Annotated in this window: 14 protein-coding genes; 11 read left to right on the top strand and 3 right to left on the bottom strand. The window is 43.7% G+C overall.

All coding sequences use genetic code 11. The annotated features are described in order from the left end of the window. Positions 1 to 13 precede the first annotated feature (13 nt). Together AC1DUD_RS07755 and AC1DUD_RS07760 are read left to right on the top strand one after the other, a co-directional pair. Entirely contained in the window at positions 14 to 748 is a 735-nt protein-coding gene (locus AC1DUD_RS07755) for a hypothetical protein (RefSeq protein ID WP_477373270.1), read from the top strand. A 20-nt stretch (positions 749 to 768) separates the two neighbouring features. Further along, the gene (locus AC1DUD_RS07760; protein WP_477373272.1) at positions 769 to 2,217 is read left to right on the top strand and encodes a family 43 glycosylhydrolase; all 1,449 of its coding nucleotides are present in this window, start codon (positions 769 to 771) and stop codon (positions 2,215 to 2,217) included. A gap of 171 nt (positions 2,218 to 2,388) precedes the next feature. Here the strand turns inward: AC1DUD_RS07760 and AC1DUD_RS07765 are convergent, their stop codons facing one another. From AC1DUD_RS07765 to AC1DUD_RS07775, 3 genes are all read right to left on the bottom strand, one after another. Then, complete coding sequence (locus AC1DUD_RS07765; RefSeq protein WP_477373274.1) at positions 2,389 to 3,984, bottom strand: RagB/SusD family nutrient uptake outer membrane protein; 1,596 nt, start codon at positions 3,982 to 3,984, stop codon at positions 2,389 to 2,391. A gap of 26 nt (positions 3,985 to 4,010) precedes the next feature. After that, positions 4,011 to 7,184: a SusC/RagA family TonB-linked outer membrane protein gene (locus AC1DUD_RS07770; RefSeq protein WP_477373276.1), complete on the bottom strand. Its 3,174-nt coding sequence runs from the start codon at positions 7,182 to 7,184 to the stop codon at positions 4,011 to 4,013. A gap of 651 nt (positions 7,185 to 7,835) precedes the next feature. After that, positions 7,836 to 10,181 (bottom strand): beta-L-arabinofuranosidase domain-containing protein, encoded by a 2,346-nt coding sequence (locus AC1DUD_RS07775; protein WP_477373278.1) that lies wholly within the window; start codon positions 10,179 to 10,181, stop codon positions 7,836 to 7,838. A 188-nt stretch (positions 10,182 to 10,369) separates the two neighbouring features. Here AC1DUD_RS07775 and AC1DUD_RS07780 point away from each other — a divergent pair, with 188 nt between their 5' ends. The 9 genes from AC1DUD_RS07780 to AC1DUD_RS07820 all read left to right on the top strand — a co-directional run bounded on the left by AC1DUD_RS07780 (position 10,370) and on the right by AC1DUD_RS07820 (position 24,772). Continuing rightward, positions 10,370 to 11,260 carry a helix-turn-helix domain-containing protein gene (locus AC1DUD_RS07780; RefSeq protein WP_477373280.1) on the top strand — a complete coding sequence of 297 codons (891 nt, stop codon included), beginning with the start codon at positions 10,370 to 10,372 and terminating at the stop codon, positions 11,258 to 11,260. Between the two features lie 466 nt (positions 11,261 to 11,726). Further along, complete coding sequence (locus tag AC1DUD_RS07785; RefSeq protein ID WP_477373282.1) at positions 11,727 to 13,373, top strand: alpha-L-fucosidase; 1,647 nt, start codon at positions 11,727 to 11,729, stop codon at positions 13,371 to 13,373. Between the two features lie 8 nt (positions 13,374 to 13,381). After that, positions 13,382 to 15,334: a glycoside hydrolase family 97 protein gene (locus tag AC1DUD_RS07790; RefSeq protein WP_477373284.1), complete on the top strand. Its 1,953-nt coding sequence runs from the start codon at positions 13,382 to 13,384 to the stop codon at positions 15,332 to 15,334. A 50-nt stretch (positions 15,335 to 15,384) separates the two neighbouring features. Then, positions 15,385 to 16,653 (top strand): L-fucose:H+ symporter permease, encoded by a 1,269-nt coding sequence (fucP, locus tag AC1DUD_RS07795; protein ID WP_477373286.1) that lies wholly within the window; start codon positions 15,385 to 15,387, stop codon positions 16,651 to 16,653. A gap of 17 nt (positions 16,654 to 16,670) precedes the next feature. Further along, positions 16,671 to 17,687, top strand: coding sequence for an aldo/keto reductase (locus AC1DUD_RS07800; RefSeq protein WP_477373288.1), 1,017 nt, complete (start codon positions 16,671 to 16,673; stop codon positions 17,685 to 17,687). Positions 17,688 to 17,701: 14 nt separating this feature from the next. Continuing rightward, positions 17,702 to 18,037 carry an L-rhamnose mutarotase gene (locus AC1DUD_RS07805; RefSeq protein ID WP_477373290.1) on the top strand — a complete coding sequence of 112 codons (336 nt, stop codon included), beginning with the start codon at positions 17,702 to 17,704 and terminating at the stop codon, positions 18,035 to 18,037. A 914-nt stretch (positions 18,038 to 18,951) separates the two neighbouring features. After that, the gene (locus AC1DUD_RS07810) at positions 18,952 to 20,151 is read left to right on the top strand and encodes an efflux RND transporter periplasmic adaptor subunit (protein ID WP_477373292.1); all 1,200 of its coding nucleotides are present in this window, start codon (positions 18,952 to 18,954) and stop codon (positions 20,149 to 20,151) included. Positions 20,152 to 20,189: 38 nt separating this feature from the next. Beyond that, entirely contained in the window at positions 20,190 to 23,351 is a 3,162-nt protein-coding gene (locus tag AC1DUD_RS07815; RefSeq protein ID WP_477373294.1) for an efflux RND transporter permease subunit, read from the top strand. A gap of 14 nt (positions 23,352 to 23,365) precedes the next feature. Next, positions 23,366 to 24,772: an efflux transporter outer membrane subunit gene (locus tag AC1DUD_RS07820; RefSeq protein ID WP_477373296.1), complete on the top strand. Its 1,407-nt coding sequence runs from the start codon at positions 23,366 to 23,368 to the stop codon at positions 24,770 to 24,772. Positions 24,773 to 24,908 lie beyond the last annotated feature (136 nt).

A 24,908-nucleotide genomic window follows, 5' to 3' on the forward strand; every position in this document is an offset into this window, starting at 1 on the left:
CAGTAATGATCACATGAATATAAAACGCAAAGTATTGTTGCCGGGTGTTAGCCTTGCAATCTTATTAGGATCGGCAGCACTTAGCCGTTCAGCTCCGTCAAGTGAGAAAATGAACGGCATCGCCAAACGCGACACCACGGGAAGTCTTGCCCCTTACTTTACACCGGCTACTGTATTGAAAAAGACACCGGATGCCGAAGGATTTATCCAACGCTGGTTACTCCTGGAGCCAATTAATAAACCTAACCGCAGCAACGCTGTATTTACAGACAGCTACCTCCGGGCGGCATTTACAACCGGTTATTTTCCAAATCAGCTTACGGTTATCCCTAAAAACGGCGAAAAAGTAAAGGTTGACGGGCAGGAATTAGCCTGGCACGCGTTGGAGAGCAGCAATTTCAATGTTAAACTTTTCCGGTTTGCCTCCGGGTTAAAAAAATCGACCTATGGCGTTCTGTTTTGGGCGGTAACGATTATCAACAGCCCACGCGAAATAAAAAATGCAAGAATGGCTGTAGGATCAAATTCAGCATCGATGTGGTGGCTAAACGGTAAAGAAACCGTATTGCTATCCGGAGACAGGCGCATGGTTATGGATGACTGTGTATCGCCCCGCCTTACACTTAATAAAGGAAAAAATATTATCCGTGGCGCAGTAATCAATGGCCCCGGAATGAGTGATTTCTGCATCCGCTTCCTGGATGAAAAAGGAATGCCTATAAAAGATGTCACCATTAGTTACGAATAAATTTAGTTGATCATCTGATTATGAAATTAATTATTAAAATGTCATGCGCCATAGCTGTGTTTTCAATCTGCGCGGCAAACACGGTCATCGCACAGGTGGGAAAACCATTTATACATGATCCATCAACCATCGCTGTTTGTGACGGCAAATACTACACATTTGGCACATTTGGCGGCGGTTTAATATCCGAAGATGGCTGGACATGGAACGGCGGCGCAGTACGGCCCGGCGGAGGGGCCGCCCCGGATATAGTAAAAATTGGTGACCGTTATCTTATAGCGTATGGCGCTACAGGTGGAGGCTTAGGTGGAGGGCACAACGGAAGGATCCTTACGATGTGGAATAAAACGCTTGACCCTACATCGCCCGATTTTAAGTATTCAGAAGCGGTGGTTGTGACTTCTTCTGATGGCACGGAGGATAACGATGCTATAGATCCAGGGCTACTTCTGGATCCAACTTCCGGGCGATTATGGTTATCGTACGGCACCTATTTTGGTTTTATACGGCTTGTAGAACTTGACCCTAAAACAGGCAAACGTGTAAAAGGAAACAAGCCTATAAATATCGCCATTGATTGCGAAGCTACAGACCTAATGTACCAGGATGGATGGTATTACCTGCTCGGAACACATGGCACATGCTGCGACGGCCCAAATTCGACCTATAATATTGTGGTTGGCCGTTCAAGAAAGATAACAGGCCCTTACCTCGATAACGTGGGACGGGAAATGTTAAAAGGCGGCGGAAAAATGGTACTTGCAGCCAGTAAAAAACTGATAGGCCCCGGACATTTTGGGCGCATAGTAGTTAGCGACGGTATTCAAAAAATGTCCTGCCATTATGAGGCAGATTTAGACCGAAGCGCGCGTAGCGTATTGGGCATCCGTCCATTACTCTGGAAAAACGGCTGGCCTGTTGCAGGAGAGATCTTTAAAGGAGGAACATACCAGATCACCTCAGAAAGAAGAGGATACGCGCTGGAGTTGGCAGTTGATTTTGTACGAATGCCAGGTGGGATGCGGTTTAACCGGAATAATGATGAACCTGTAAAACCTGTTCCATCGCAGGAACTGTCTGATGTGGTTAATACCTGGCCAACCGGAAACATCGGCGTAAGAATAGGCGACTATATGTCCCGGCCGAATCAAAAATGGACAATCACAGCAGTCCCCGACGCGGGAGGATATCTTGGAAGCCCCTACTATAAAATAGTAATAGCCGGAACCGACAGAGTATTGGCATCAACAGCAGAAGCTGAAGTGGTAACAGTTCCGGCATTTACTGGCGCACCCGAACAATTGTGGCGGATAGATCAATTAACGGATGGCACCTATAGAATCATGCCTAAGGCTATTCCCAATTCAAAAGAGCCGCTGGCCCTAATATCTTCCGGAGATAGCACACCGACGCTCGCAAAGTTTGATATGCGTAGTGATAATTCCAAATGGATCTTTAACGTTGACTGATGCATATTTTATGAAGACAGGGTCAGGTACCTGTTTTACTTAAAAAAAAAAGAAGCCGCCTCATAATCGATTTATGAGACGGCTTTTTTTTGTGGGTTTAAAACTTACCGTTTTTAACTTTATTGTTCGTGGTTGTTATACTTAACCTGTTTCTCCCACTTCTTTAACTTATTAGTTCCAGTCACCATTTATGTCCTTGCCCACATTCGGGTTTGCATTCTTTTCGGATAGCGGGATCGGGAATAATATATTTTTGTCCTGAAAAGGCTGCGTACCATCTTCTATCTGCCTTTCCGAATTAATGGTTTGCTTAGCAATCCCCCATCGTATCAAATCAAAATAACGGGATTGTTCACCTGTTAACTCTAATTGCCTTTCACGCATCAAAACAGTCATAGCGGCCGATTGCCCACCCAGTGAGCCATACAATGGCGCGTTAACGCTGGGCCTGCTGCGCACCTGGTTAATTAGCGCCAACGGCTGGGCACCGGTATTCCCTTGTTGAATATAAGCCTCGGCAAGCATCAGCAATACATCTGCATAACGGATCACCTGCCCGTTAATGCCACTTTGCGGACCGCCATAGCTTGCTACTTTGTTATAATACTCATATTTTAAAAATTTATAGCCTGTTGTAGTATAAGGAAAATTTACCGGCCCGGTTGAGCATTGCTGGCAATATTGAGTTTGCCCGCCGCTGGCGGCATTTCCGTAAAATGTATAAGCCGCGCGTGGGTCAACATAAGCAGCGTTGGTTTGCGGGTTCAGGTACGTAAAAGCTTTAACAGCCGTGGTTGTAATGTAGGTATTATTCCAGTCGTTAAATCCGTATTCCTGTGCACGACCGGAGTGGGTTGCCTTTCCTCCCCATGTTTCCTGCCCGCCAAACAAATAATACTGGTTACCAATGCCCCAATCGGTCCAGGTTTGGTTCATTACCTGGAAAATAGTTTCAGGGTTTTTCAAAGGATCGTTCTGATTAGGATCATCAAACAGATTGTTATATACAGGTGCCAGCGCGTAAGTATATGGAGATTGAGTTAGTTTGGTCAACTCAGTAACCGCGTTGGCCCATTTTTTTTCATAAAGATATGATTTGCCCAGCAACGCAACCGCGGCTCCCCGGGTAGCACGGCCAAAACTGGCTGTAGCATAAGAAACCGGGAGATCAGCTTCAGCGTCTTTCAAATCCTGCTCAACAAAGGCCCATATATCTGCTGCTGCGGCACGGGGCAAGTTAATTTCAGCCGGCGTTGGCAAAGGGATATATTCCTTACGCAAGGGTACACGACCGTACACATTAACCAGGTTAAAATAAGCATAGGCCCGTAAAAACTTGGCTTCGGCAATGTATTGCTTTTGATTGGCCTGTTCCGCGGCATTAGCAGGAGCCCAGGCCTGGGCACGGTTGATAACAACGTTTGACCGCATGATCAACCGGTATAGTGATGACCACATGGCTTCTAACTGAGGTTGATTCGAAGCAAAATTATATTGTGCCAGGGCCAAAAGGTCACCTTGAAGTGGTTGTGCGTTTTTAGCATCATAGCCCAGCAAATCAAAAATATAATACCATTCGCGGGCCCACAAACCTGTATGCAATAAGGTAGCATAATCGGCAATCACGGCTTGATTTATAGCTGCATCACTTGTAAAATAGGTATCGTAAGTGTATGCACTTTTATTCTGTAAATCCAAATTTTTCTTACACCCGCCGGTTGCAATCATTAAAATCACAACCATCAGATATTTAATATTTTTTTTCATAATTATATTTTTAATATTTTTCACCATTAAAATCCAACTTGTATGCCGGCCAAAAATGTACGCGGCTGCGGTATCTGTCCGTCATCAATACCCCGGTTAAATATATAATCGGTGGCCCCGCCATTTGTACCGCCATTGGTTTGTGTACTTATTTCAGGATCATAGCCCTTATATCCGGTTATGGTAAATAAGTTTTGAGCGGCCACATAAACCCGCAACCTGCTTAATACATTGCCCGAGAATGATTTCAGGGCAGCTTTACTTAAAGTATACCCTAAAGTGATGTTACGTGCCCGTAAGTATGAACCATTTTCAACAAAAAAATCAGAAGGCCTCAAGTTACCTGTAGCCGTAACATTCTGGCCTGCCCTTGGTAACAAAGCAACATCACCCGGTTTTTCCCATCTGTTTAAGATAGCGGTAGAAGCATTATGCCCGGTTGAGGCATTTTCAGTACTGAATTTTAGTGAATTGACCAATTGAACTCCCTGCACACCTGAGATTACAATGTTCAGATCAAAGTTTTTATAAGAAGCCCCGGCATTAAAGCCATATATAAATTTAGGAATAGGACTGCCAAGTATTTTCTGGTCTTTACTATCTACGGTACCATCGTTATTAAGATCTTTAAATATGAAGTCACCGGGTAATAAGCCAGCCTGATATACAGCGGCGGGATCTCCCGTTTTTTGGCGTGCTGCGGTATTTAATGCATCAATCTCTGCCTGGGTACTTGCTACATGATCAACCTTGTAGCCATAAAAAGCGCCGATTGGCGACCCAGGCTGCGTCAAGGTAATACCATTTAAATTATTAAAGTAGCCACCAATTATCGGCGTTGGCGATTGGGCACCAAGTGATATTGTTTTATTTTGATTGTATCCGCCATTTACACTTACATTGTAGTTAAAGTCATTAACCTTGCCGCGGTAGGCTATCTGAAATTCGAAGCCTTTATTTTGAGCATCGGCGGCGTTGGTAATTAATGTGCTGTTAAAACCGCTTAATCCGCCAACTCCAACACTGGTTGGAACCGGGATACCCACCAGCAGGCCGCTGCTTTTCCTGTTATAGTAATCAAGGGTTACTGTAAGCCGGTTATTCAGAAAACCAAGATCAAGGCCGGCATCGGTTTGATCCGTTTGCTCCCATCTTAACAAAGGGTTTGCAATCGCGGCTACTGTTGTTCCATTTACAAAACCCTCGTTCTGGCCAAGTGAATAAACAAGGTTGCCTGTTGGTGAGCCGCCGAAGGTAAACACCTGTGTAGTAGTTAAACCAAATTTGTTATTACCTGTACGTCCCCAGCCTATGCGCAATTTGCCATCGCTGATAAACGGAAATGCCGACTTTATGAAACTTTCTTCGGTAAAACGCCAGGCAAAGCCCGCTCCCGGGAAGTTACCATAGCGGCTTTGAGGGCCAAAGTTCGACGACCCATCACGGCGGATGCTACCCGATAATATATAGCGGTCATTAAACGTATATATCAACCGGCCATAATACGAGATGGCCCGGCCAAATTGAGTATAATAACCTGATGTGTTAGCCTGGCTGGTAATGGTGGGGGCAACACCTATATCCTTTACGTTATCATTTAACATTCCTGTACCCAGCACGCTCAGGTATTTGCTTGTTCCGGCATCAATATAACTGGTACCTGCTGTTGCTGATATATTGTGCTTGCCAAAAGTTCGGTTATACGAAATGTAATTTTCAAAAGTATAATTAGAGTAACTATTAAACGCCCGACCTGCCTGACGACTAAAGGCCAGGTTGTTTGATGTTACATAAGGTATCTGGTAGGAATCGTTTGTGGAATTGCCATATACGCCTGCCAGCTGTGACCTGATAGTCAACCCTTTGATAATATTTACTTCGCCAAAAACCTGTGGATATAATACCAGGTCGTTACTTGATAAAGTCTGAACGCCTAATGTCTGTAATGGATTGATAGCATTACTGTTATCATCAACATTGGTGAGGATAGAGTAACCACCTAAAATAGAAGGATCATAAACTGGCTGATAAGGCGCGTAGGTAATTGCGTTGGATATGCTGGTTGTTTGGCCATTGGTATTGGTATAGCGGATGTTAAGGCTTTGGCCAAAATGGAAACGTCCGAGCTTTTCATCTAATGAAAAACGACTGTTTAGCCGCTTCAGCTTATAATCTTTAACAACGGCTTCCTGGGTTAAGTAACCTACCGATAAATTATAGGTAACCTTATCGCTACCTCCACTAACACTTACGTTATTTTGGGTAGACAATGCTGTTTTAAATATCGCTTTTTGCCAATCGGTACGGTCAACCGATACATAAGGGGTACTTAATTTAGCCGGAGGCGTAAGATTATTGGTGGCGGCTATATCTTTTAGGAGATTGACATAATCGTTTGCCTTAAGCAGATCAAGCTGTTTCCAAACCGATGAGGTACCAACCTGCGAGTCAAATGATATTTGCGGGCTACCGCTTTTACCTTTTTTAGTAGTAACTATTACTACACCATTAGCAGCGGCAACACCATAAATGGCCGTGGAAGCTGCATCCTTCAAAATGGTAATGTTCTCAATATCCTGCGGATTGATCGTATTAAAAAGATTGGCGTCGCCCTGTATCCCGTCTATTACATACAATGGTTCTACATTGGTAAATGAGCCGGTACCCCGTATAATAATCTGGGCATTTGATCCGGGAGATCCGTTGGAGTTCAATACTTGCACACCGGGCGCCTTACCTATGAGGAGCTGAGCTGCACTGGTATTAGTATTGGCCCCCGCGTCTTTAGCTGCCACAATATTTACAGAACCTATTAAGTCCTTTTTTCGGGCTGTGCCATAACCTATAACCACTACTTCATTAAGAGCCTTGCTATCACTTTGCAGTTTTACATTAAGTACAGGTTTTCCGTTTAATTTGATCTCCTGTCTTATGTATCCTACAAAAGAAAATACCAGGGTAGCATCTCCTTTAACGTTAAGTGAATAAGAACCATCTGCCTGGGTAACAATCCCGTTTTGCTTCCCTTTTTCCACCACTGTAACTCCGGGAAGCGGGCTGTTATCATCTGCCGATGTTACAACCCCTTTTATTGTAGTTATTTGTGCCATAACCGGCAACGCGCTCATAAGCACCAGCAACAAAAGCAGGTGCCGTAATTTGGCTACGCTTAGCAGCCTTGTGAAATTTGTAATTTTCATTCTCATAATTGTTTTTTTTATTTAGTAGGTTTATTTCAGCAGAATTAATTGTTAAATTAACACGAATCACCAAACACAATCGATTGCGAACACAATGCAAAACGCGTCTGTCCTGATTGTAAAAAATATAAAATTGGTTTTATGGGTTTATGTAATAAGCATTTCCGGCGTTCAAAAATAATCGCCCAGCTGGTTTCATTTGTTAAAAAATGGGTATACAAATGTTTCTGATTTGTCTTTTTTATGGTCCTGCGATACAGCATGTAATAAACCGGATATAATATATAGCTGTTACCAAATAGGAAGCAGGGCGTCTGGTATTATTTGTACGCAACAAAATAATAGTTAGTATAAAGCCACTACATGTCCGGGCGCGTGGGTGCGCGCTCAAATGATTTTGTATGTTTTAGATTATCGCCCGGCAGTATGCCCGTGCCCTTAAGATGGCAACTTATTAAAAACGGAAAAATAGTTATAAACTTTGTTCAACGATACCTCCACGAGGGTTGATTTGAGGCTCAACACTTAAACAACAGTCATTTATATTAAAGCGAAGTATTGGAGTGCCACATCACCTAAATATCGAAAAACCGGTACTATCGAGCACCGGTTGGGTTATTATAACAACTTGGTATGGATGTAATGTCCTAATTATTTTAAAAGTCTTATTTCATAAACCGGCCCGGCCATTGCTCCCTTATCCGCCTGAAATTTTATCTTGATACCCTGATCTGAGTCGTATTTCAAATCTACAGGCAAGTCATATTCAATGGTGTAAAAAGCGTCACGTTTACCATCCTTCAAGTCAACTTTTGCCAGTTCCTGACCGTTGACGAGAATAGTAAATTTATGATTCCTTTCTACCCCGAAGTATGTGACGCTGATTTTTTTTGCAGAATTACTTTTATCGGTCATTTTATAACTGAACCAGCCGGCCGCAGCCCTGAAGTGCTTGTTAAAATTAACATCGGCAAAAGAATTTTCTTTTTCCATGAAATGATCTGATTCGGGCTGTTGTTCACCTGGGGTTATCATATCAATAGTGTTGGCCGCCAATTTTGCTTCTTTCGCATCATCCTCCGCTAATTTAGCCTGCAGTTCACCGAAGCCTTTGGCTGATTCTTTTCTCCAGTATATCACATAACGGGCATCCTGAATCTTGTAGAACGGCACCAGTTTTAAATTCTGGTATTTGGCAGGGTAAATCAATTGCGTTGCAGTGAAGGACATTGACTTATCCTTATCCTGGACTATCATCGGGGCATCATTAGCAGAATCGCTTACAAAAACCGGCATATCTGTAAGCTTATAGAGGTTACCTACCGCAATATGGCCCATCCTGCTATCATCAGCCTCGCGGCCCTTTTCGGCAAGAGTATCAATTACCGAAGCAAGTACGATCGGCCCGCGCAGTACGGCTTCATAGTTGGATCCGTCAGGAAGCTTTTCCGTAGTAGTTTGCATAGGTAGCTGAACAGTGATAATATCCCCTTTCTGCCATTTTCTTTTTAGCTGCACATATGATGATGGCTGCGATGTAATTTGAACAGGCCTGCCATTGATATTAATTTTAAGCGTACCGTTTTTTACCCACGATGGATATCTGATATTTATCCCGAATGCGCTATCGCCAGTTTTCAGGACTTTCAGCATTGTTGTCTCCTTATCGGGAAACCCGGTTTCCTGCCTCAGTTGCAAACCTTTTTGCTTCCATATAAGTTGGGATGGGATGAACAGATTAACATAGAATTGGTTATCTGAATGACTATAAATCATTTCTCCATACTTAGCATGATTTTCCATACCAGAGCCAACGCAGCACCACATACTCGTCTGCGGCTGGGAATACACCCTGTAATGCCCGGGTCGCATTGGAGTAAAGTAAACAAAACCGCCCTTGCCAGGTCGTTGGGTTGTAAGGATATGGTTATACAACGCCCGTTCATAATAATCGATATATGCAATGTTCGGATCTGACATATACAGATCTTCGGTAAGCTTAAGCATATTATATGTGTTGCATGTTTCGGGCCCTTCCACACTGGATATCATGGTAGAGAAATCTGTAGCGGGGTTAAAATGCTCCCTTACGCTGTTGCCGCCGGTTGCAACCGAACGATGATGTACCACTGTTTGCCAAAAGAATGCCGCAGCGCGATTATATGCGGTATCACCGCTGTAATCAGCGATCCGCTTAAAACCTATCACCTTCGGGATTTGCGTATTTGCATGTAAATTATCCAGTTTATCCTGATCTTTCTCAAGCGGTTGAAGGATAGCCTGGTGAGAAAAACTATATGCCGCGTTAAGGTATTTCTTATTGCCTGTAATGCCGTACACATCTGCCAATACCTCATTGACACCTCCGTGTTCGTTGCCAAGAAGCTGCTGCATTTGTTGCTGGTTAAGTGCTGCGCTGATGTTGTAAAACCAGTCCGCCATTTTGATCAGCATGACTTTTGCAGTTGGATTATTTTCGTACAGCCAGGCATCACGCAGCCCGGCGAATACTTTATGAATATTATAGAAAGGCACCCATTTCTTATTGAAATCAGCAAAATTACCTTTCCTTACCTGGGGCCAAAGTTTGCGGCTTCCTGGTACACCTCCCAGGTATCCGTCACCGTTTTTATCCTGGCACAATTTAAGCTCACTGATCATGTAGTCAAGACGCTTGCGTATTCGATTATCCGCTGTCGAAGCATACATCATAGCCAGGGCAGAAAGATAATGACCGCCTATATGTCCGTCCAGGCCGGAATTTTCCCAATTTGTATAACTTTCGGCTTTTTGTGGTAGCCCAGCCTCCCTTCTAAAAGGTGCAAGCAGGCGGTCCGGCTCCAGGGCAAGCATATAGTTCAGATCGGTCTGTTCCTGTTCTCTAAAAATCCCTGGTAATAGTTTAACATCCTGGAGAGGAAAACTTTTGACCACCGGCTTCTGTTGGGCCTGCAGAAAAAATGGGCTGAGAATTAATAAAAAAGCGATACGTTTCATAACTGGTTTTCAACGGACAAGATACGCTATTAAGTGTTAAAAACACAATAAAAAATTAAAATATGCTGAGCTATCATCTGAAAACTTGTCTGAAATGGACTTATTATTGTAAAAAACCGACTTTGTCATATTTAAAGTACTCATATACATTATGATATATCAAAGCAATTTGCATATTTGTGATTCAGATGATCAAAAGAAATTTAAAACACACTTTCTCGCTTCTTAACGTTGACTATGTGAGGCTTAATGCTAAATGGAACTACAGGAACGTCATCAGCCCTTACTACCGTATTTATTATATAGATGATGGGGAAGGTGAAATATCAGATGCGGCCAGCTCATTAAAGCTTGAACCTGGCTATTTATACATCATTCCGAGTTTCACCCTGTGCAATTTAGGGTGCAGTGATTATCTCGGTCAGTTTTTTGTTCAGTTTTTTGAAGATTCAATAGATGGGACCTCCCTTTTTTCCAATAACAGGGCTGTATTGAAAACAAAAGCTACGGAAATGGATATTAACCTTTTTAACCGATTGCTTCAAATCAACCCGGGAAGGGGAATTAACCGGTCGGACAATCCAAAGGTATATGAAAAAGATATTTATTATAAAGAATATCAGGAGCTCAATAACCAGCAAAACACTTCAACTTACCTTGAAACCCAGGGTATCCTGATGATGTTAACTGCCAAATTCCTGAACCCACAATTGTTCAAAAGCCCGGAACACAAACTTATCCCGGTAAAAATTGCAGAGACCTTAAATTATATCCTCGTTAATTTACACCTGGACCTTTCTGTACATTTGCTCGCTTCCCGGGCAAATCAAAATGTCGATTACTTCTCAAGGCAGTTTAAGCAGTATACCGGGACCAGGCCTTTAAATTATATCAATGAAAAGCGCGTTGAGCGTGCGCAGTACCTGATGGCGACAAGCCGGATGTCATATTCGGAAATTTGTACTCAAACCGGATTTGATAACCTTTCCTATTTCTCCAAAACCTTCAAAAAACTGACTGGCATGTCGCCCAGTGAATATAAAAAACAGATGTACCAGGTTGGTTTTAATCATTATTAAATGAGGTATCATAATAATAGACAAAATATAAACTGGTATTAAAAAATTAAAGGCCGGCGGAGTCTGAAATAGCCATTGCTGAGGTTTCTATAAGTAGAAAGCCATAAACGATCAACATGTAATAGACTGTTCAAATTATTAGTTTCGCTTAAACATTAACAACCAATAAATAAACAAGTTACAACATAAAATAAAATATAACTTTCGATTTAGCAAGCACTATTCTTTTCAATAATTCGCATTTCCCATCGCTCAAAAAGTCGGTTTTATACAAAAAAAAGTCCCATTAGGCCAATTATTTAATTATTATTTCAAAGAAATTTGGATGATTATCAATTATTGATCGAATAACGCGAATTACTGGTTAACCAATTATAGATAGCCACTTATTGAGGTTTATTAAAGCTCCGGCTATTTATCTATATGGGCTGATCAGGATAGCTGTTTTTTTACGCCAAACTTAATTATGAAAAGAAGAACATTAATAAAAGGCATAGCTACAGGATTCTCTTCCTTGTATTTGTCAAGGGCCTTCGGCAGTAGTTTGCTGCAACCAAATTTAAATGCTGACATTGCCTCCGGTCCGTTTAAGCCCGCTTGGGATTCCTTGGCCCAATATCAGGTACCTGATTGGTTTCGTGATGCCAAGTTTGGTATATGGGCACATTGGGGCCCGCAATGTCAGCCCGAACGCGGCGACTGGTATGCGCGCGGCATGTATCAGGAAGGCAGCGACCAATACAAATACCACGTTCAGAAATATGGCCACCCTTCAAAATTTGGTTTTAAAGATGTTATTAATGAATGGAAGGCCGAGAACTGGAACCCCGATGAATTGGTAGGCTTGTACAAACAGGCGGGGGCCAAATATTTTATGGCACTGGCCAATCACCATGATAATTTTGACCTTTACGATAGCAAATACCAAAGCTGGAACTCTACCAAACTGGGGCCAAAAAAAGACCTGGTTGGCGGCTGGGCCAAAGCTGCTAAAGAACATGGCCTGCCTTTCGGTGTAACGGTACACGCCTCCCATCCCTGGACCTGGTACGAGGTTGCACAGCGCGCAGATAAAACCGGGCCTTATGCTGGCATCCCTTACGATGGAAAGCTTACCAAAGCAGATGGCGCAGGTAAATGGTGGAGCGGCTATGACCCTCAGGAACTATATGCACAAAATCATGCCCTAAGCAAGGATAGTCTTAATGATGACAGCATGGGCGCTCACTGGGACTGGGGTAATGGCGCAAGTGTGCCTGATAAAGCTTACTGTGACAAGTTTTTGAAGCGCACTATAGAGCTGATAGATAAGTATGGGCCCGAACTGATCTATTTTGATGATACAGCATTACCGCTTTGGCCGGTAAGCGATGCCGGCTTAAAAATAGCAGCGCATATGTACAATACCAGTATTAAAAAACACGGCAAACTACAAGCAGCACTATTCGGTAAAGTATTGAATGAACAACAGCGTAAATGCATGATATGGGATATAGAACGCGGACAGAGCAACCAGATAGAGCCCCTACCGTGGCAAACAGATACCTGTATTGGCTCATGGCATTATGATCGCCGCATATTTGATAATAAACATTATAAAAGTGCCAAAACCGTGGTTCATACCCTGGTTGATATTGTAAGTAAAAATGGCAACCTGCTCTTAAACATACCATTACGTGGTGACGGTACCCTTGATAGCGAAGAACGTGCAGTAGTAGAAGGTATAGGTGCCTGGATGCAGGTTAACAGCGAAGCAATTTATGGCACCCGGCCATGGAATGTATTTGGGGAAGGCCCGGCAACAGATTCGGCGGCGCCTATCAACGCACAGGGCTTTAATGAAGGTAAAGGCAAGCCATTCGGGGCCGAAGATATCCGGTTTACCACAAAAGGTAAAACTCTTTACGCCACTATGCTGGGTTGGCCTGCCGGGAACGAAGCACTTGTTAAAAAGTTAGCAAAAGGCAATGAAACAGGCAACATCAGCAGCGTAAGCCTGCTTGGAAACGACAAACTGAGCTTTGAGCAGACCGAAGCGGGCCTTAAAGTAAAACTGCCTGAAAACGCTCCGTGTAAAGACGCATTCGTTTTAAAAATAGAAGGAGCTATCTAATCAATATCATGAATAAGAAAACTTTTTACATACTGATTACTGCCGTTTCAATGGCAGCTCCTTCTTTAGCCCAAACTTTTAAGTTGGTATCGCCGGATAAAAAAAATGTGGTGGAGATAAATAATACCAACAGCCTGCAATATACAGTTTCAAGCAATGGCTTAACAATTATCAATCCCTCTTCACTGGGTTTCGAGTTTAAAGATGAACCGGCTATCGGCGCAAATATGGCCATAACCGGCCATGTTGAGCATTCCGTTAACCAAACCTGGGTACCTATAGTAAAAACAAAGCACGGAACCGTAGCCGACCGTTACAATGAACTGGAGCTGTCGCTGGTAGAAAAATCAGGCCCCATGCGCCGGATGAAAATCTGGTTCAGGGCTTATGATGATGGGATTGCCTTTCGCTACCAGTTATTAGGGGCCGATAAAATCGGCGACCGGCAGATAGTAAGAGAGCTTACCAGCTTCAACTTACCTGCAAAAGCAAAGACTTGGGTGGCAGACTATGGTAGTTATACCTCTTCTCAGGAGACTGAATTTCAACCCAAATACCTAAACCATATCACAGAAAAAACAATTGCCGGTTTACCCCTGCTGGTCGAGTTAGATCAGAGCCATTATACGGCAATTACAGAGGCTAACATTGACAATTATCCTGGATTTTACATAGGATCCTTAAAAACAGACACCACAGCAACTGGTAAAATTGACCTGATCACCAAGCTATCACCCCTGCCCGGCGAAAGTGAGAACGGGGTTAAGGCGCGTTTCGCTAATAATCTGCTCACACCCTGGCGTGTAGTAATGCTGGCAAGTTCGCCGGGTAAATTAATTGAATCGGAACTGATCCAGAACCTGAACCCCGCCTGCGCACTAAAAGATGCAAGCTGGATCAAGCCTGGCATGAGCGCCTGGGATAACTGGTGGAGCGGTGATGTAAAGATGGATATGTCTACAATTAAAAAGTACATAGACCTCGCATCGGCACAACACTGGCCTTACATGCTTATTGATTGGCAATGGTATGGTGCGTTTAACAAGCCGGAAGCGGATATTACCAAACCTGCGCCGCAATTGAACATGCCTGAAATTTTGGCGTACGCCAAAGCCAAAAAGGTTAAATGCTGGCTTTGGCTATACAGCTCTGATGTTAACCGGAATGATAATTTTGAAAAAGCTTTTCCAGTTTATGAGCAATGGGGCATTGCCGGGGTTAAAATTGATTTTATGGACCGGGACGATCAGCAAATGGTAAACTGGTACCGTAGGATCATTAAAACAGCTGCACAGTATCACTTGATGGTTGATTTTCACGGTGCATTTAAACCCGACGGCATCATGCGTACTTATCCTAACATGATTACCCGGGAAGGGGTTTTAGGTGAGGAATATTCCAAATTTTCGACCAGGATAACAGCAGGGCACAATACCACATTACCGTTCACCCGTATGTTGGCAGGACCAATGGACTATACTCCCGGCGGGTTCTTGAATGTAAAGAAGAGTGAGTTCAGAAAAGGCAGCCCTACCCAGGTAATGAATAGCCGCTGTGCCGAACTGGCTAAATTTGTGATTTACGAAAGCCCGTTTACAGTTTACAGCGATGCGCCAGAGCATATTCTGGGTAAATCAGGAGCCGATTTCTTGAACAATATACCTACCGTTTGGGACGATACCAGAGTACTGGGAGGTTATCCGGGCGAATATATCATCGTTGCCAAAAGAAGCGGTAAAGACTGGTACGTCGGTGCAATGACCAACGACTCAGAAAGGACAATTCAATTGAAAATGGATTTTTTACCGGCGGGTAAATATACGTTGTCGTCATGGGCGGATGTGTTGTCCTCACCTCAAAGTTTAACCCGGTCTGAAAAAAAGGTGTCGGCAAGTTCAATTATCGATATCCATTTGGATACCTCGGGCGGATGGGTAGCCAAAATTACAGCCAATAAATAAGCATGGCCCTTTCACCCGGCAACAGAAACGTAAAACACAATTATCCGATCATGACAAAGAATAAAACTCTTTTTCCATTTATACTAATAACCAGTTTATTCTTTTTATGGGGTTTCGCCCATAATCTCGACCCAATATTGATACCTCACTTAAAAAAGTCGTTCACGCTCACAACAGTTCAGGCTACACTGGTGGATTCAGCTGTATTTATTGCCTACTTTTTGATGGCTTTGCCGGCGGGCTTCATCATGAAAAAATATGGTTATAAAACAGGTATTATAACCGGCCTGCTTGTTTTTGCATTTGGCTCTTATTTATTTATACCAGCAGCCAATACTCAACAGTACACATTTTTCCTGGTGGCCTTATTTATCATTGCCTGCGGGTTAACCATTTTAGAAACCGCCGCCAATCCGTATGCTTCTTCATTAGGACATCCGGCAACCTCTATACAAAGGCTTAACTTTGCCCAATCATTTAACGGGCTTGCAGCCACTCTGGCTCCGATTATTGGTGCACGTATTATCCTCACTAAAGGGTACACCGCGGCACAATTGAGTGTAATGACTGAGGCAGGCAGAAAACTGGCGCTTGCCGCCGAGGCTTCTTCCGTGAAAATGCCTTATTTTATTTTAGGCAGTGTACTGGTACTTATCGCCATAATTTTTGCATTTACACATCTGCCCCGGATCCAGCAACATGAAGGGCATACCGCCAGTAAAAACATTTTTCACGCTCTAAAGCACCGTCATTTAGCATGGGGTGTTGCAGCGCAGTTTTTTTATGTGGGTGCGCAAGTTTGTGTATTTAGCTTATTTATCCTCTATGCAACAAAATCTGCCGGCATCTCAGAAGTAAAAGCGGCAGACAATTTGGGACTATGCGGTTTTGCATTCCTGATCGGCAGGTTTATCGGTACTTTCTTAATGCGGTATTATAGTTCTGCAAGTTTACTTGCCGCCTATGGAGGCATTAATATCTTACTTTGCGCGATTGCCATTTTAAGTCATGGTATGATCACCGTTTATACGGTTATGGCTATATGTTTCTTTATGTCGATCATGTTTCCAACCATTTTTGCGCTGGGCATAAATAATTTAAAAGGTGATACCGAATTTGGCAGCAGCCTGATCATTATGTCCATTGTCGGCGGTGCAATATTGCCAAGAGTGTTTGGTTATATCAGCGATGTAACGGGTAATATTCAATACGGATATGTGGTACCATTAGTATGCTTTGCTGTAGTAGCCTTTTTTGGATTAAAAGGCCATCGTGTAAAAGTGGAACCTGAAAGTGTACCGGTTTCAGCTATCCTTTAACCACAACCCATTTTAACATGCAAGAAATCAATCTGCCTAAAATAATTTTTGGAACCAGCGGGTTAGGAAATTTATATGTAGCGCTTTCTGATGAAATTAAATGTGCTATAGTTGCCGAAAGCATCAGGCACTCCCCTGAGCCGGCTGTATTTGACTCTGCCGGCAAATACGGCGCAGGGCTGGCGCTCGAATCGCTGGGGAGCGCTTTAGAACAATTGAAGATAAACCCTTCAGATGTGCTTATCAGCAATAAATTAGGCTGGCTGCGTACCGATTTAAAAACTCCCGAACCTACTTTTGAACCAGGCGTTTGGCGTGACCTGAAATATGACGCCGTTCAACGAATAAGCTATGAAGGCATCCTGGAATGCTATGAACAAGGAAATGACCTGCTGGGCAATTACCATGCAGAACTGGTGTCGGTACATGACCCGGATGAATATCTTAACGCAGCAAAAGACGAGCAGGAACAAGCACAACGCTACCGGGATATATTAGAAGCTTACCGCGCGTTGAATGAGTTGAAACGGGATGGTAAAGTGAAAGGCATCGGCGTAGGTTCAAAGGACTGGCGGATTATTAAAAAGATAGCTCATGATGTAAAGTTGGATTGGGTAATGATTGCCAATAGTATGACTGTCCACAGCCACCCCCCTGAATTAATAGAATTTATGCAGGAACTTGAAAATCAAGGGACTTTGATCATTAATTCAGCCGTTTTTAACGGTGGATTTTTAACCGGGTCGGCTTACTATAATTACCGGTTGACTGATCCGGTTAAAGACAAGCATTTGTATAATTGGCGCGAATTATTTTATGGCTTATGTGCAGACCATAAAATAAAACCGGCAGGTGCCTGTGTGGCTTTTGGATTAAATGGACCAGGCGTTAAAAGTATTGCCTTGAATACTACCAATCCCGATAGGGTTGCCCAAAATGTCGCGTTGGCCACTTTAAAGGTCCCAGCACAGTTTTGGAAAGAAATGAAACAATACGGTTTAGTTGATGAATCGTACGCTTCTATCTACCTATAAAAATAAATATCACTATGAAAAGATACTGTTTGGCCCTTGATTTAAAGGATGATCCGCAATTAATAGCAGAATACGAGCATTGGCATAAGGCTGAAAATAGTTGGCCGGAAATACGCAAAAGCATACTGGATGCAGACATCCTCGATATGCAGATCTATCGTACCGGGAACCGGTTGTTTATGATCATGGAAACAAGCGATCAATATGAGTCAAAAAGAAAAGAAGCGATGGATGCACTCAACCCCAAAGTACAGGAATGGGAGCAACTCATGTGGCTATTTCAGCAGCCGCTCCCTTGGGCAAAAGACGGGGAAAAATGGGTGCTCATGAAACAGATTTTTAAGCTTTAAAACAGATCGAATGCAGGTAATAGTTTGCGAGGAACCAGGGCGGCTGGCTTTCAAAGAACAGCAAAAGCCGGAAATTAAAGAAGGAATTGGTATTTGCGGAACAGATCTGCACTTGCAGGTTTGGCAAACCCAATTGTTGAGCAAAAATCAATGTTTGTGGCGTACATGTTGATGCCCTAACCAAAAGTGCACATATTTACTTTAAACGCACTTTAAAAAAGATGGCAAAGTAAAAAACCGCAATTCCAGTTCAGAATTGTGGTTTTTACAGTTTCAGTGTGCCCATCCGGGTATTTCTCGAATTATTTTATGGATGATTTAGGGCGATTGACGGCTTTTACATCTTTATGAACTAATTTAGCTCGAGCCCATTTTCTGGAACTTTGTATTTAAGGATTTTCCGAAACTACCGCAGCCCAACGGCCCTATTAACAGATTACTGCCTGTAAGCCAATTTTCAAGGAAAAATTCAGTTTTGACGGTTAGCTTAAATAGTAAAGTTGACTCCGTCGGTTGCTTGTCTAATCTTTTCGTTTAAGATAGTTGACTTCTAAACGAGCTTATTCCTATTTTTTTTAAAATCATGCCTTAGCCAGGTTCATAAAATGAGGGGATGTCACCTATTGTTCAATTATTTTGGCAATCCACTTTAAAATGAGCAGTTTTGAGGGTTAGATATTTTCAATCAAACGCAGAAGCCTGTTAAAAACTGTTTGATAAAATTATTGGTGCAACCTGTCCGGATCTGTTTCAGTAGCAATCCCTATGTTACCAGGAATTGATAGGTCCATCATGATGATACGTCTTTTTAAACAGCTTCTGAGCGAAAATCATCGCGAAAAACAGGATTCAATCCGTAAATGAATTTAAACACAAGAAACACTATATCCAAAATGTTTACCCAACACAGTTTGATGAATTTAAAAACCGAATGGTTAACCAACAAAAAATCATTACCAAAAGCATTTCCTATCCTATCATTTTTGGTGATTGCGGCACTTTCATCATGCGGCAACGGCAAAGACAAAAACAACGGCGGGCAAGCCGAACAGGTGCTTGACTATAAGGTACTTGAACTTCAGCCAAGGCAGGCCACGTTAAATGTTGACTACCCCGCCAGCTTGCAGGGGCAGCAAAACATTGAGATCCGCCCAAAAGTTGATGGCTATGTTGAAAAGATTTATGTAGATGAAGGTGCGTCGGTTACCAAAGGTCAGTTGCTTTTTAAAATAAGTGCGCCGCAATATGAGCAGGAGGTGCGCACCGCCCTGGCAGGGATTAAAACCGCAGAGGCCGACCTGGCCCTTGCCAGGATGCAGGTTAATAAGGTAAAACCTTTGGTACAGCAGGATATCATCAGCAAATACGAGCTGGAAACGGCCGAGTACAATGAACAATCAAAAGCCGCAGCATTGGCCCAGGCAAAAGCTGCACTTGTTAATGCTCAGGTTAATTTGGGCTATACAACCATTACAAGCCCTGTTAATGGTGTAATAGGCTCTTTACCACATAAATTGGGAAGCCTTGTAAGTGCAGGTAATACCGAGCCTTTAACTACAGTTTACAATACAGCGAATGTATATGCCTATTTCGCCTTGAATGAAAAAGCGCTATTAGCCTTTACCCGCGATAGCTCTGGTAAAACATCGCTGAGCGCCAAAATTGCAAAGTTGCCAAATGTATCGCTCATATTACCCGACAGTAGTATTTACGAGCATACCGGCCGCGTTGAAACCATTAACGGCTTGATCAATACAGCTACTGGTGCCGCCAACATGCGTGCCGATTTTATTAACCCCCGAGGCGTGATCAGGAGCGGAAGCAGCGCTACTGTGCGGATCCCCAATGTGATTAAAAATGCTATTCTGGTGCCACAATCAGCCACGTACGAATTACAGAACAAACGTTTTGTATATGTGGTTGACGCTCAAAAAAAGGTTAAAAACACCGCGATAGAGGTTATGAACAATACAGAGGGGCAGTTTTATGTAGCAACTGATGGTATAAAAGCAGGCGATATGATCATATTGGAAAGCAGCGGCAATTTAAAAGATGGCACTGTAATAAAACCGGCTCCCGTTAGCGCACAAAGCGTTTATGGCGATACTAAATAAACCCAAAACATCTTATCCAAAAAACATAAAGCAATACCATGCTTAAAAAATTTATTGAGCGTCCTGTACTTTCAACCGTAATATCAGTGATCCTGGTTATACTCGGCGTACTCGGGCTTGCAACATTACCCGTATCACAGTACCCGGATATTGCGCCACCTACAGTACAGGTGCAGGCTTTTTACAGCGGCGCCAATGCCGACGTGGTACTTAAAAGTGTGATCATTCCGCTGGAAGAGCAGATTAACGGTGTAGAGAACATGACCTACATGACCTCATCGGCCAGTAATGATGGTTCGGCATCTATCACTGTATTTTTTAAAGTAGGTACCAATCCCGACCTGGCGGCGGTAAACGTTCAAAACCGTGTATCGCGGGCTACCAGTCTGTTGCCCCTTGTTGTTACGCAATCGGGCGTATCGGTATCAAAAAGCCAGAGCAGCGAGCTTATCATATTTTCGTTATACAGCGAAAACAAAACCTATGATGAAACTTTTTTGCAGAACTATACCAAGATCAACCTGGTACCGCAAATTCAACGTGTAACCGGTGTAGGCCAGGCACAGGTATTCGGCTCAAAAGATTATTCAATGCGGATCTGGCTGAAACCGGATGTGATGTCGCGGTATAGTTTGGTACCAGATGATATTACGGACGCGCTAAACGAGCAGAACATTGAAGCCGCCCCCGGTAAATTTGGTGAAAACAGCCACGAACCATTTCAATACGTTTTACGCTATAAAGGCCGTCTGCAAACGCCCAAAGAGTTTGGTGATATGATCATCAAATCGGTAGGGAATGGCGAGCTGTTACGCCTGAGCGATGTTGCCCGTGTTGAACTTGGCGCACTTGATTATTCGTTTGTTGAGCAAACCAACGGCTTGCCGTCAGTAGGTGTAGCTATTAGTCAAACTGCCGGATCAAACGCTCATGATGTAATCAACGAGACCAAGAAAATAATTGATCAGGCATCGCAAAAGTTCCCGGCCGGGATCAAAATAGCCTACCTTGTCGATGCCAACGAGTTTTTGAACGCATCGGTAGAAAAAGTTATCAGCACCCTCATTGAGGCTTTTATATTGGTATTTATTGTAGTGTTTGTTTTCCTACAGGATTTCAGGTCGACATTGATCCCGGCTATTGCCGTACCGGTAGCAATTATAGGTACATTCTTTTTTCTTAACTTGTTTGGGTTTACCATCAACCTGCTTACGTTATTTGCATTGGTACTGGCTATCGGTATAGTAGTGGATGATGCCATTGTGGTTGTTGAAGCCGTGCACGCCAAACTTGATCAAGGCTATAAATCGGCCCGAAAAGCTTCAGTTGATGCGATGAATGAGATCTCCGGAGCAATCATTTCCATCACCCTTGTAATGTCAGCGGTGTTTTTGCCGGTTACATTCATATCGGGCTCTACCGGGGTATTTTATAAGCAATTTGGTATAACGCTTGCCGTTGCCATTATCTTATCTGCAGTAAACGCTTTGACCTTAAGCCCGGCCCTGTGCGCGCTATTTCTGAAACCGCACGAAAAAGGTCAGCCCAAACACGGTTTTATAAATAGGTTTTACGTTGCGTTCAACACCTCGTTCGATGTGGTAAGTGGCAAGTACCAAAAATCTGTAAGCTTTTTAGCCCGCAGCAAATGGATCGTTATCGCCACCGTCGTGGTGTTTGCTGCGGTATTCGCGTTTTTGGTAAAAACCACCCCTTCCAGCTTTGTGCCTAATGAAGACCAGGGGACTATATTTGCCGCCATTAGCCTGCCGCCGGCATCATCAATGGAGCGTACCGAAGCCGTCGCGACTAAAATAGATAGCATTGGCCGTACCTTCCCTGAAGTAGAAAACTCGCTTAAATTGGTGGGGTTTAACTTTTTGGCCGGGTCGGGCAGTGCCTATGCTATGGTGATCCTCAAACTAAAAGATTGGGACCACCGCAAGCAAAAAAACCAAAGCCTTGAAAGTATCATCAGTCAACTCTTCGCCAAAACCAGCGGACTGCGTGAGGCGAGCGTATTTTATTTTTCGCCCCCTACCCTACAGGGTTTTGGTAACAGCGATGGCTTTGAGTTTCAGTTACAGGATAAAGGCGGCCATACCATTAACGAAATTTTTAAAGTAAGTAACGATTTTCAAGCTGCGTTGCGCAAACGTAAAGAGATCCAGAACCTAAATTCATCGTTTAACCCTAACTTTCCGCAATTCCAGGTTGATGTAAACGTAGCCAAATGTAAAGAAGCCGGTGTTAGCGTGAACTCCGTACTGGGTACCCTGCAGGGATATTACGGTGGCTTGTATGCATCAAACTTTAACCAGTTTGGTAAGCAATACCGTGTTATGGTTCAGGCCGATTATGATTACCGCACCAACCAAACGGGGCTCAGCAAAATATTTGTACGCAACAATGCCGGGGTAATGGCGCCTATTACCTCTTTTGTTACTTTACGCAGGGTATTTGGGCCGGAGTCCATTTCGCGCTTTAACCTGTTTACCGCCATATCGGTATCAGGGTCCCCTAACCCGGGCTACAGTACCGGCGACGCCATTAAAGCCATCCAGGAAACGGCAGTGCAAAATCTGCCCGCCGGTTACGACTATGAGTTTTCGGGCCTTACCCGCGAAGAATTAAGCACAGGCACACAGTCGGCATACATCTTCGTCCTTTGCCTTGTGTTCGTTTACTTTTTATTGAGTGCCCAGTACGAAAGCTATATCCTTCCCTTCGCGGTATTATTATCGCTGCCGGTTGGTTTGGCAGGCACTTATATATTTGCAAGGATCTTTGACATTGGCAGCAATATCTATTTACAGATCTCGCTTATCATGCTTATTGGTTTATTGGCCAAAAATGCCATCCTGATTGTAGAGTTTGCGCTCGACAGGCGAAGGGCCGGAATGGAAATTATTCCTGCGGCAATCGCCGGTGCCGAGGCGCGTTTACGTCCTATCCTCATGACTTCCTTCGCCTTCATTTTTGGTATCATGCCTTTAATGTTCTCTACCGGGGCAGGTGCTAACGGCAATCGCTCCATCGGCGCGGGTGCTGTAGGAGGCATGTTTGTAGGTACGGTGTTCGGCGTGTTTGTGATACCTGTGTTGTTCATTATATTTCAGCTATTGCAGGAACGTGTCAGCCCGCTTAATAAGCATCGCGACGAAGATGACGACACACCTGAAACAACTCCTTCACATTAATTTTACTTTTTGTAATGCATAAAAAAGTTATAAAATACACCTTTTTACCCGCGATATTGCTGTTTGCACTATCATCCTGCCTGGTTAATAAAAAGTACCAGCAACCCGGTGTAAAAACCAACAATCTATACCGCGACGTTACCACTTCCGACAGCGCCACGATGGCGACTATGCCCTGGCAAACACTTTTTACCGATACCACTTTAAAGGCGCTGATACAGGAAGGCTTAAATAATAACCTCGACCTGAAAAACGCCATTCAACGTATAGCTGAAGCACAAGCCACCCTATTGCAAAGCAAAGGCGCTTTGTTGCCCAACGTAAGCGCGAATGCCTCCGTAACCCGTTCAAAGCAATCAACCGCGGGGCTTAACTTCCCTTCAGGCATTGGGTTTAATACACTAACTACAACTTATCAGGCAGGCTTAACCACTTCATGGGAGGCAGACATCTGGGGGAAACTGACCAGCGCAAAACGGGCTGCACTTGCAGGCTACCTGCAAACCGATGCTGCAAAACGTGCGGTACAAACCCAGCTGATAGCCGATATTGCTAATAATTACTTCTTACTGCTGTCGCTTGATCAGCAACTGGCAATAACCAGGGAAACGTTAGCAAACCGCATAAAAGATGTGGAGGCTATGAAAAAGCTAAAAGAAGGCGCGGTAGTTACCGGTGCCGCCGTGGTTCAAAGCGAAGCCAACAGGTACGCAGCCGAGGTATCCATTCCTGATTTGAAACGCAGCATCCGCGAAACAGAGAACGCCCTGGATATTTTGCTTGCCCGTGCGCCAGGGCCTGTAAACCGTACCAATCTTTCAGGCCAAAATATCGTAGCGCCTTTACAAACCGGTGTACCTTCACAACTGCTTGCAAACCGCCCGGATGTGCAACAAGGCGAATATGCTTTTAGGGTGGCTTTTGAAAACACCAATGTGGCGCGGGGTTATTTTTACCCCCAGTTCACTATTACTGCTTCGGGTGGATTTTCAAGCCTGCAGCTGAAGGATTTTTTCGATCATTCGGTGTTTTATAATATTGTTGGCGGCTTAACCCAGCCCATATTTAACCAGGGCGTTAACAAGGCTCGCCTGCGCACTGCACAGGCCCAGCAACTGGAAGCGCTAAATAGTTTCCAAAAAACATTGCTGGTAGCCGGTCAGGAAGTATCCGATGCGCTTTATGCCCACCAAACCGCGGTTGAAAAACAGGATGCGAGGGCTAAACAAATTGCTGCCCTGCAAAAATCAGTTACCTATACGCAGCAGTTGTTGCGTTTTAGTTCGGCTACAAATTATACCGACGTGCTTACTTCGGAACAAAATCTTTTATCAGCCCAATTAAGCGGGGTAAATGATAAGTTGCAGGAATTGCAGGCGGTAGTAAACCTTTACCGGGCTTTGGGTGGGGGCTGGAGATAGGGTGTTTTTTGGTCTTTGAATAGATGTAAGCGAAACAACACCGGATCAGCGAACGAAAGAAGAGTTTGTCAGTAACGCCTGGTGGAAGGCTGAATAGCTGTTTAAATGGCAGATTCTCTTTTATTCAGCAAATTCA

This window comes from Mucilaginibacter sp. P4_A11, assembly GCF_056402535.1.

Coding starts and splice junctions, on each gene's coding strand:
- AC1DUD_RS07755 (WP_477373270.1), top strand. CDS start 14: ATGAATATAAAACGCAAAGTATTGTTGCCGGGTGTTAGCCTTGCAATC.
- AC1DUD_RS07760 (WP_477373272.1), top strand. CDS start 769: ATGAAATTAATTATTAAAATGTCATGCGCCATAGCTGTGTTTTCAATC.
- AC1DUD_RS07765 (WP_477373274.1), bottom strand. CDS start 3,984: ATGAAAAAAAATATTAAATATCTGATGGTTGTGATTTTAATGATTGCA.
- AC1DUD_RS07770 (WP_477373276.1), bottom strand. CDS start 7,184: ATGAAAATTACAAATTTCACAAGGCTGCTAAGCGTAGCCAAATTACGG.
- AC1DUD_RS07775 (WP_477373278.1), bottom strand. CDS start 10,181: ATGAAACGTATCGCTTTTTTATTAATTCTCAGCCCATTTTTTCTGCAG.
- AC1DUD_RS07780 (WP_477373280.1), top strand. CDS start 10,370: ATGATCAAAAGAAATTTAAAACACACTTTCTCGCTTCTTAACGTTGAC.
- AC1DUD_RS07785 (WP_477373282.1), top strand. CDS start 11,727: ATGAAAAGAAGAACATTAATAAAAGGCATAGCTACAGGATTCTCTTCC.
- AC1DUD_RS07790 (WP_477373284.1), top strand. CDS start 13,382: ATGAATAAGAAAACTTTTTACATACTGATTACTGCCGTTTCAATGGCA.
- fucP (WP_477373286.1), top strand. CDS start 15,385: ATGACAAAGAATAAAACTCTTTTTCCATTTATACTAATAACCAGTTTA.
- AC1DUD_RS07800 (WP_477373288.1), top strand. CDS start 16,671: ATGCAAGAAATCAATCTGCCTAAAATAATTTTTGGAACCAGCGGGTTA.
- AC1DUD_RS07805 (WP_477373290.1), top strand. CDS start 17,702: ATGAAAAGATACTGTTTGGCCCTTGATTTAAAGGATGATCCGCAATTA.
- AC1DUD_RS07810 (WP_477373292.1), top strand. CDS start 18,952: ATGAATTTAAAAACCGAATGGTTAACCAACAAAAAATCATTACCAAAA.
- AC1DUD_RS07815 (WP_477373294.1), top strand. CDS start 20,190: ATGCTTAAAAAATTTATTGAGCGTCCTGTACTTTCAACCGTAATATCA.
- AC1DUD_RS07820 (WP_477373296.1), top strand. CDS start 23,366: ATGCATAAAAAAGTTATAAAATACACCTTTTTACCCGCGATATTGCTG.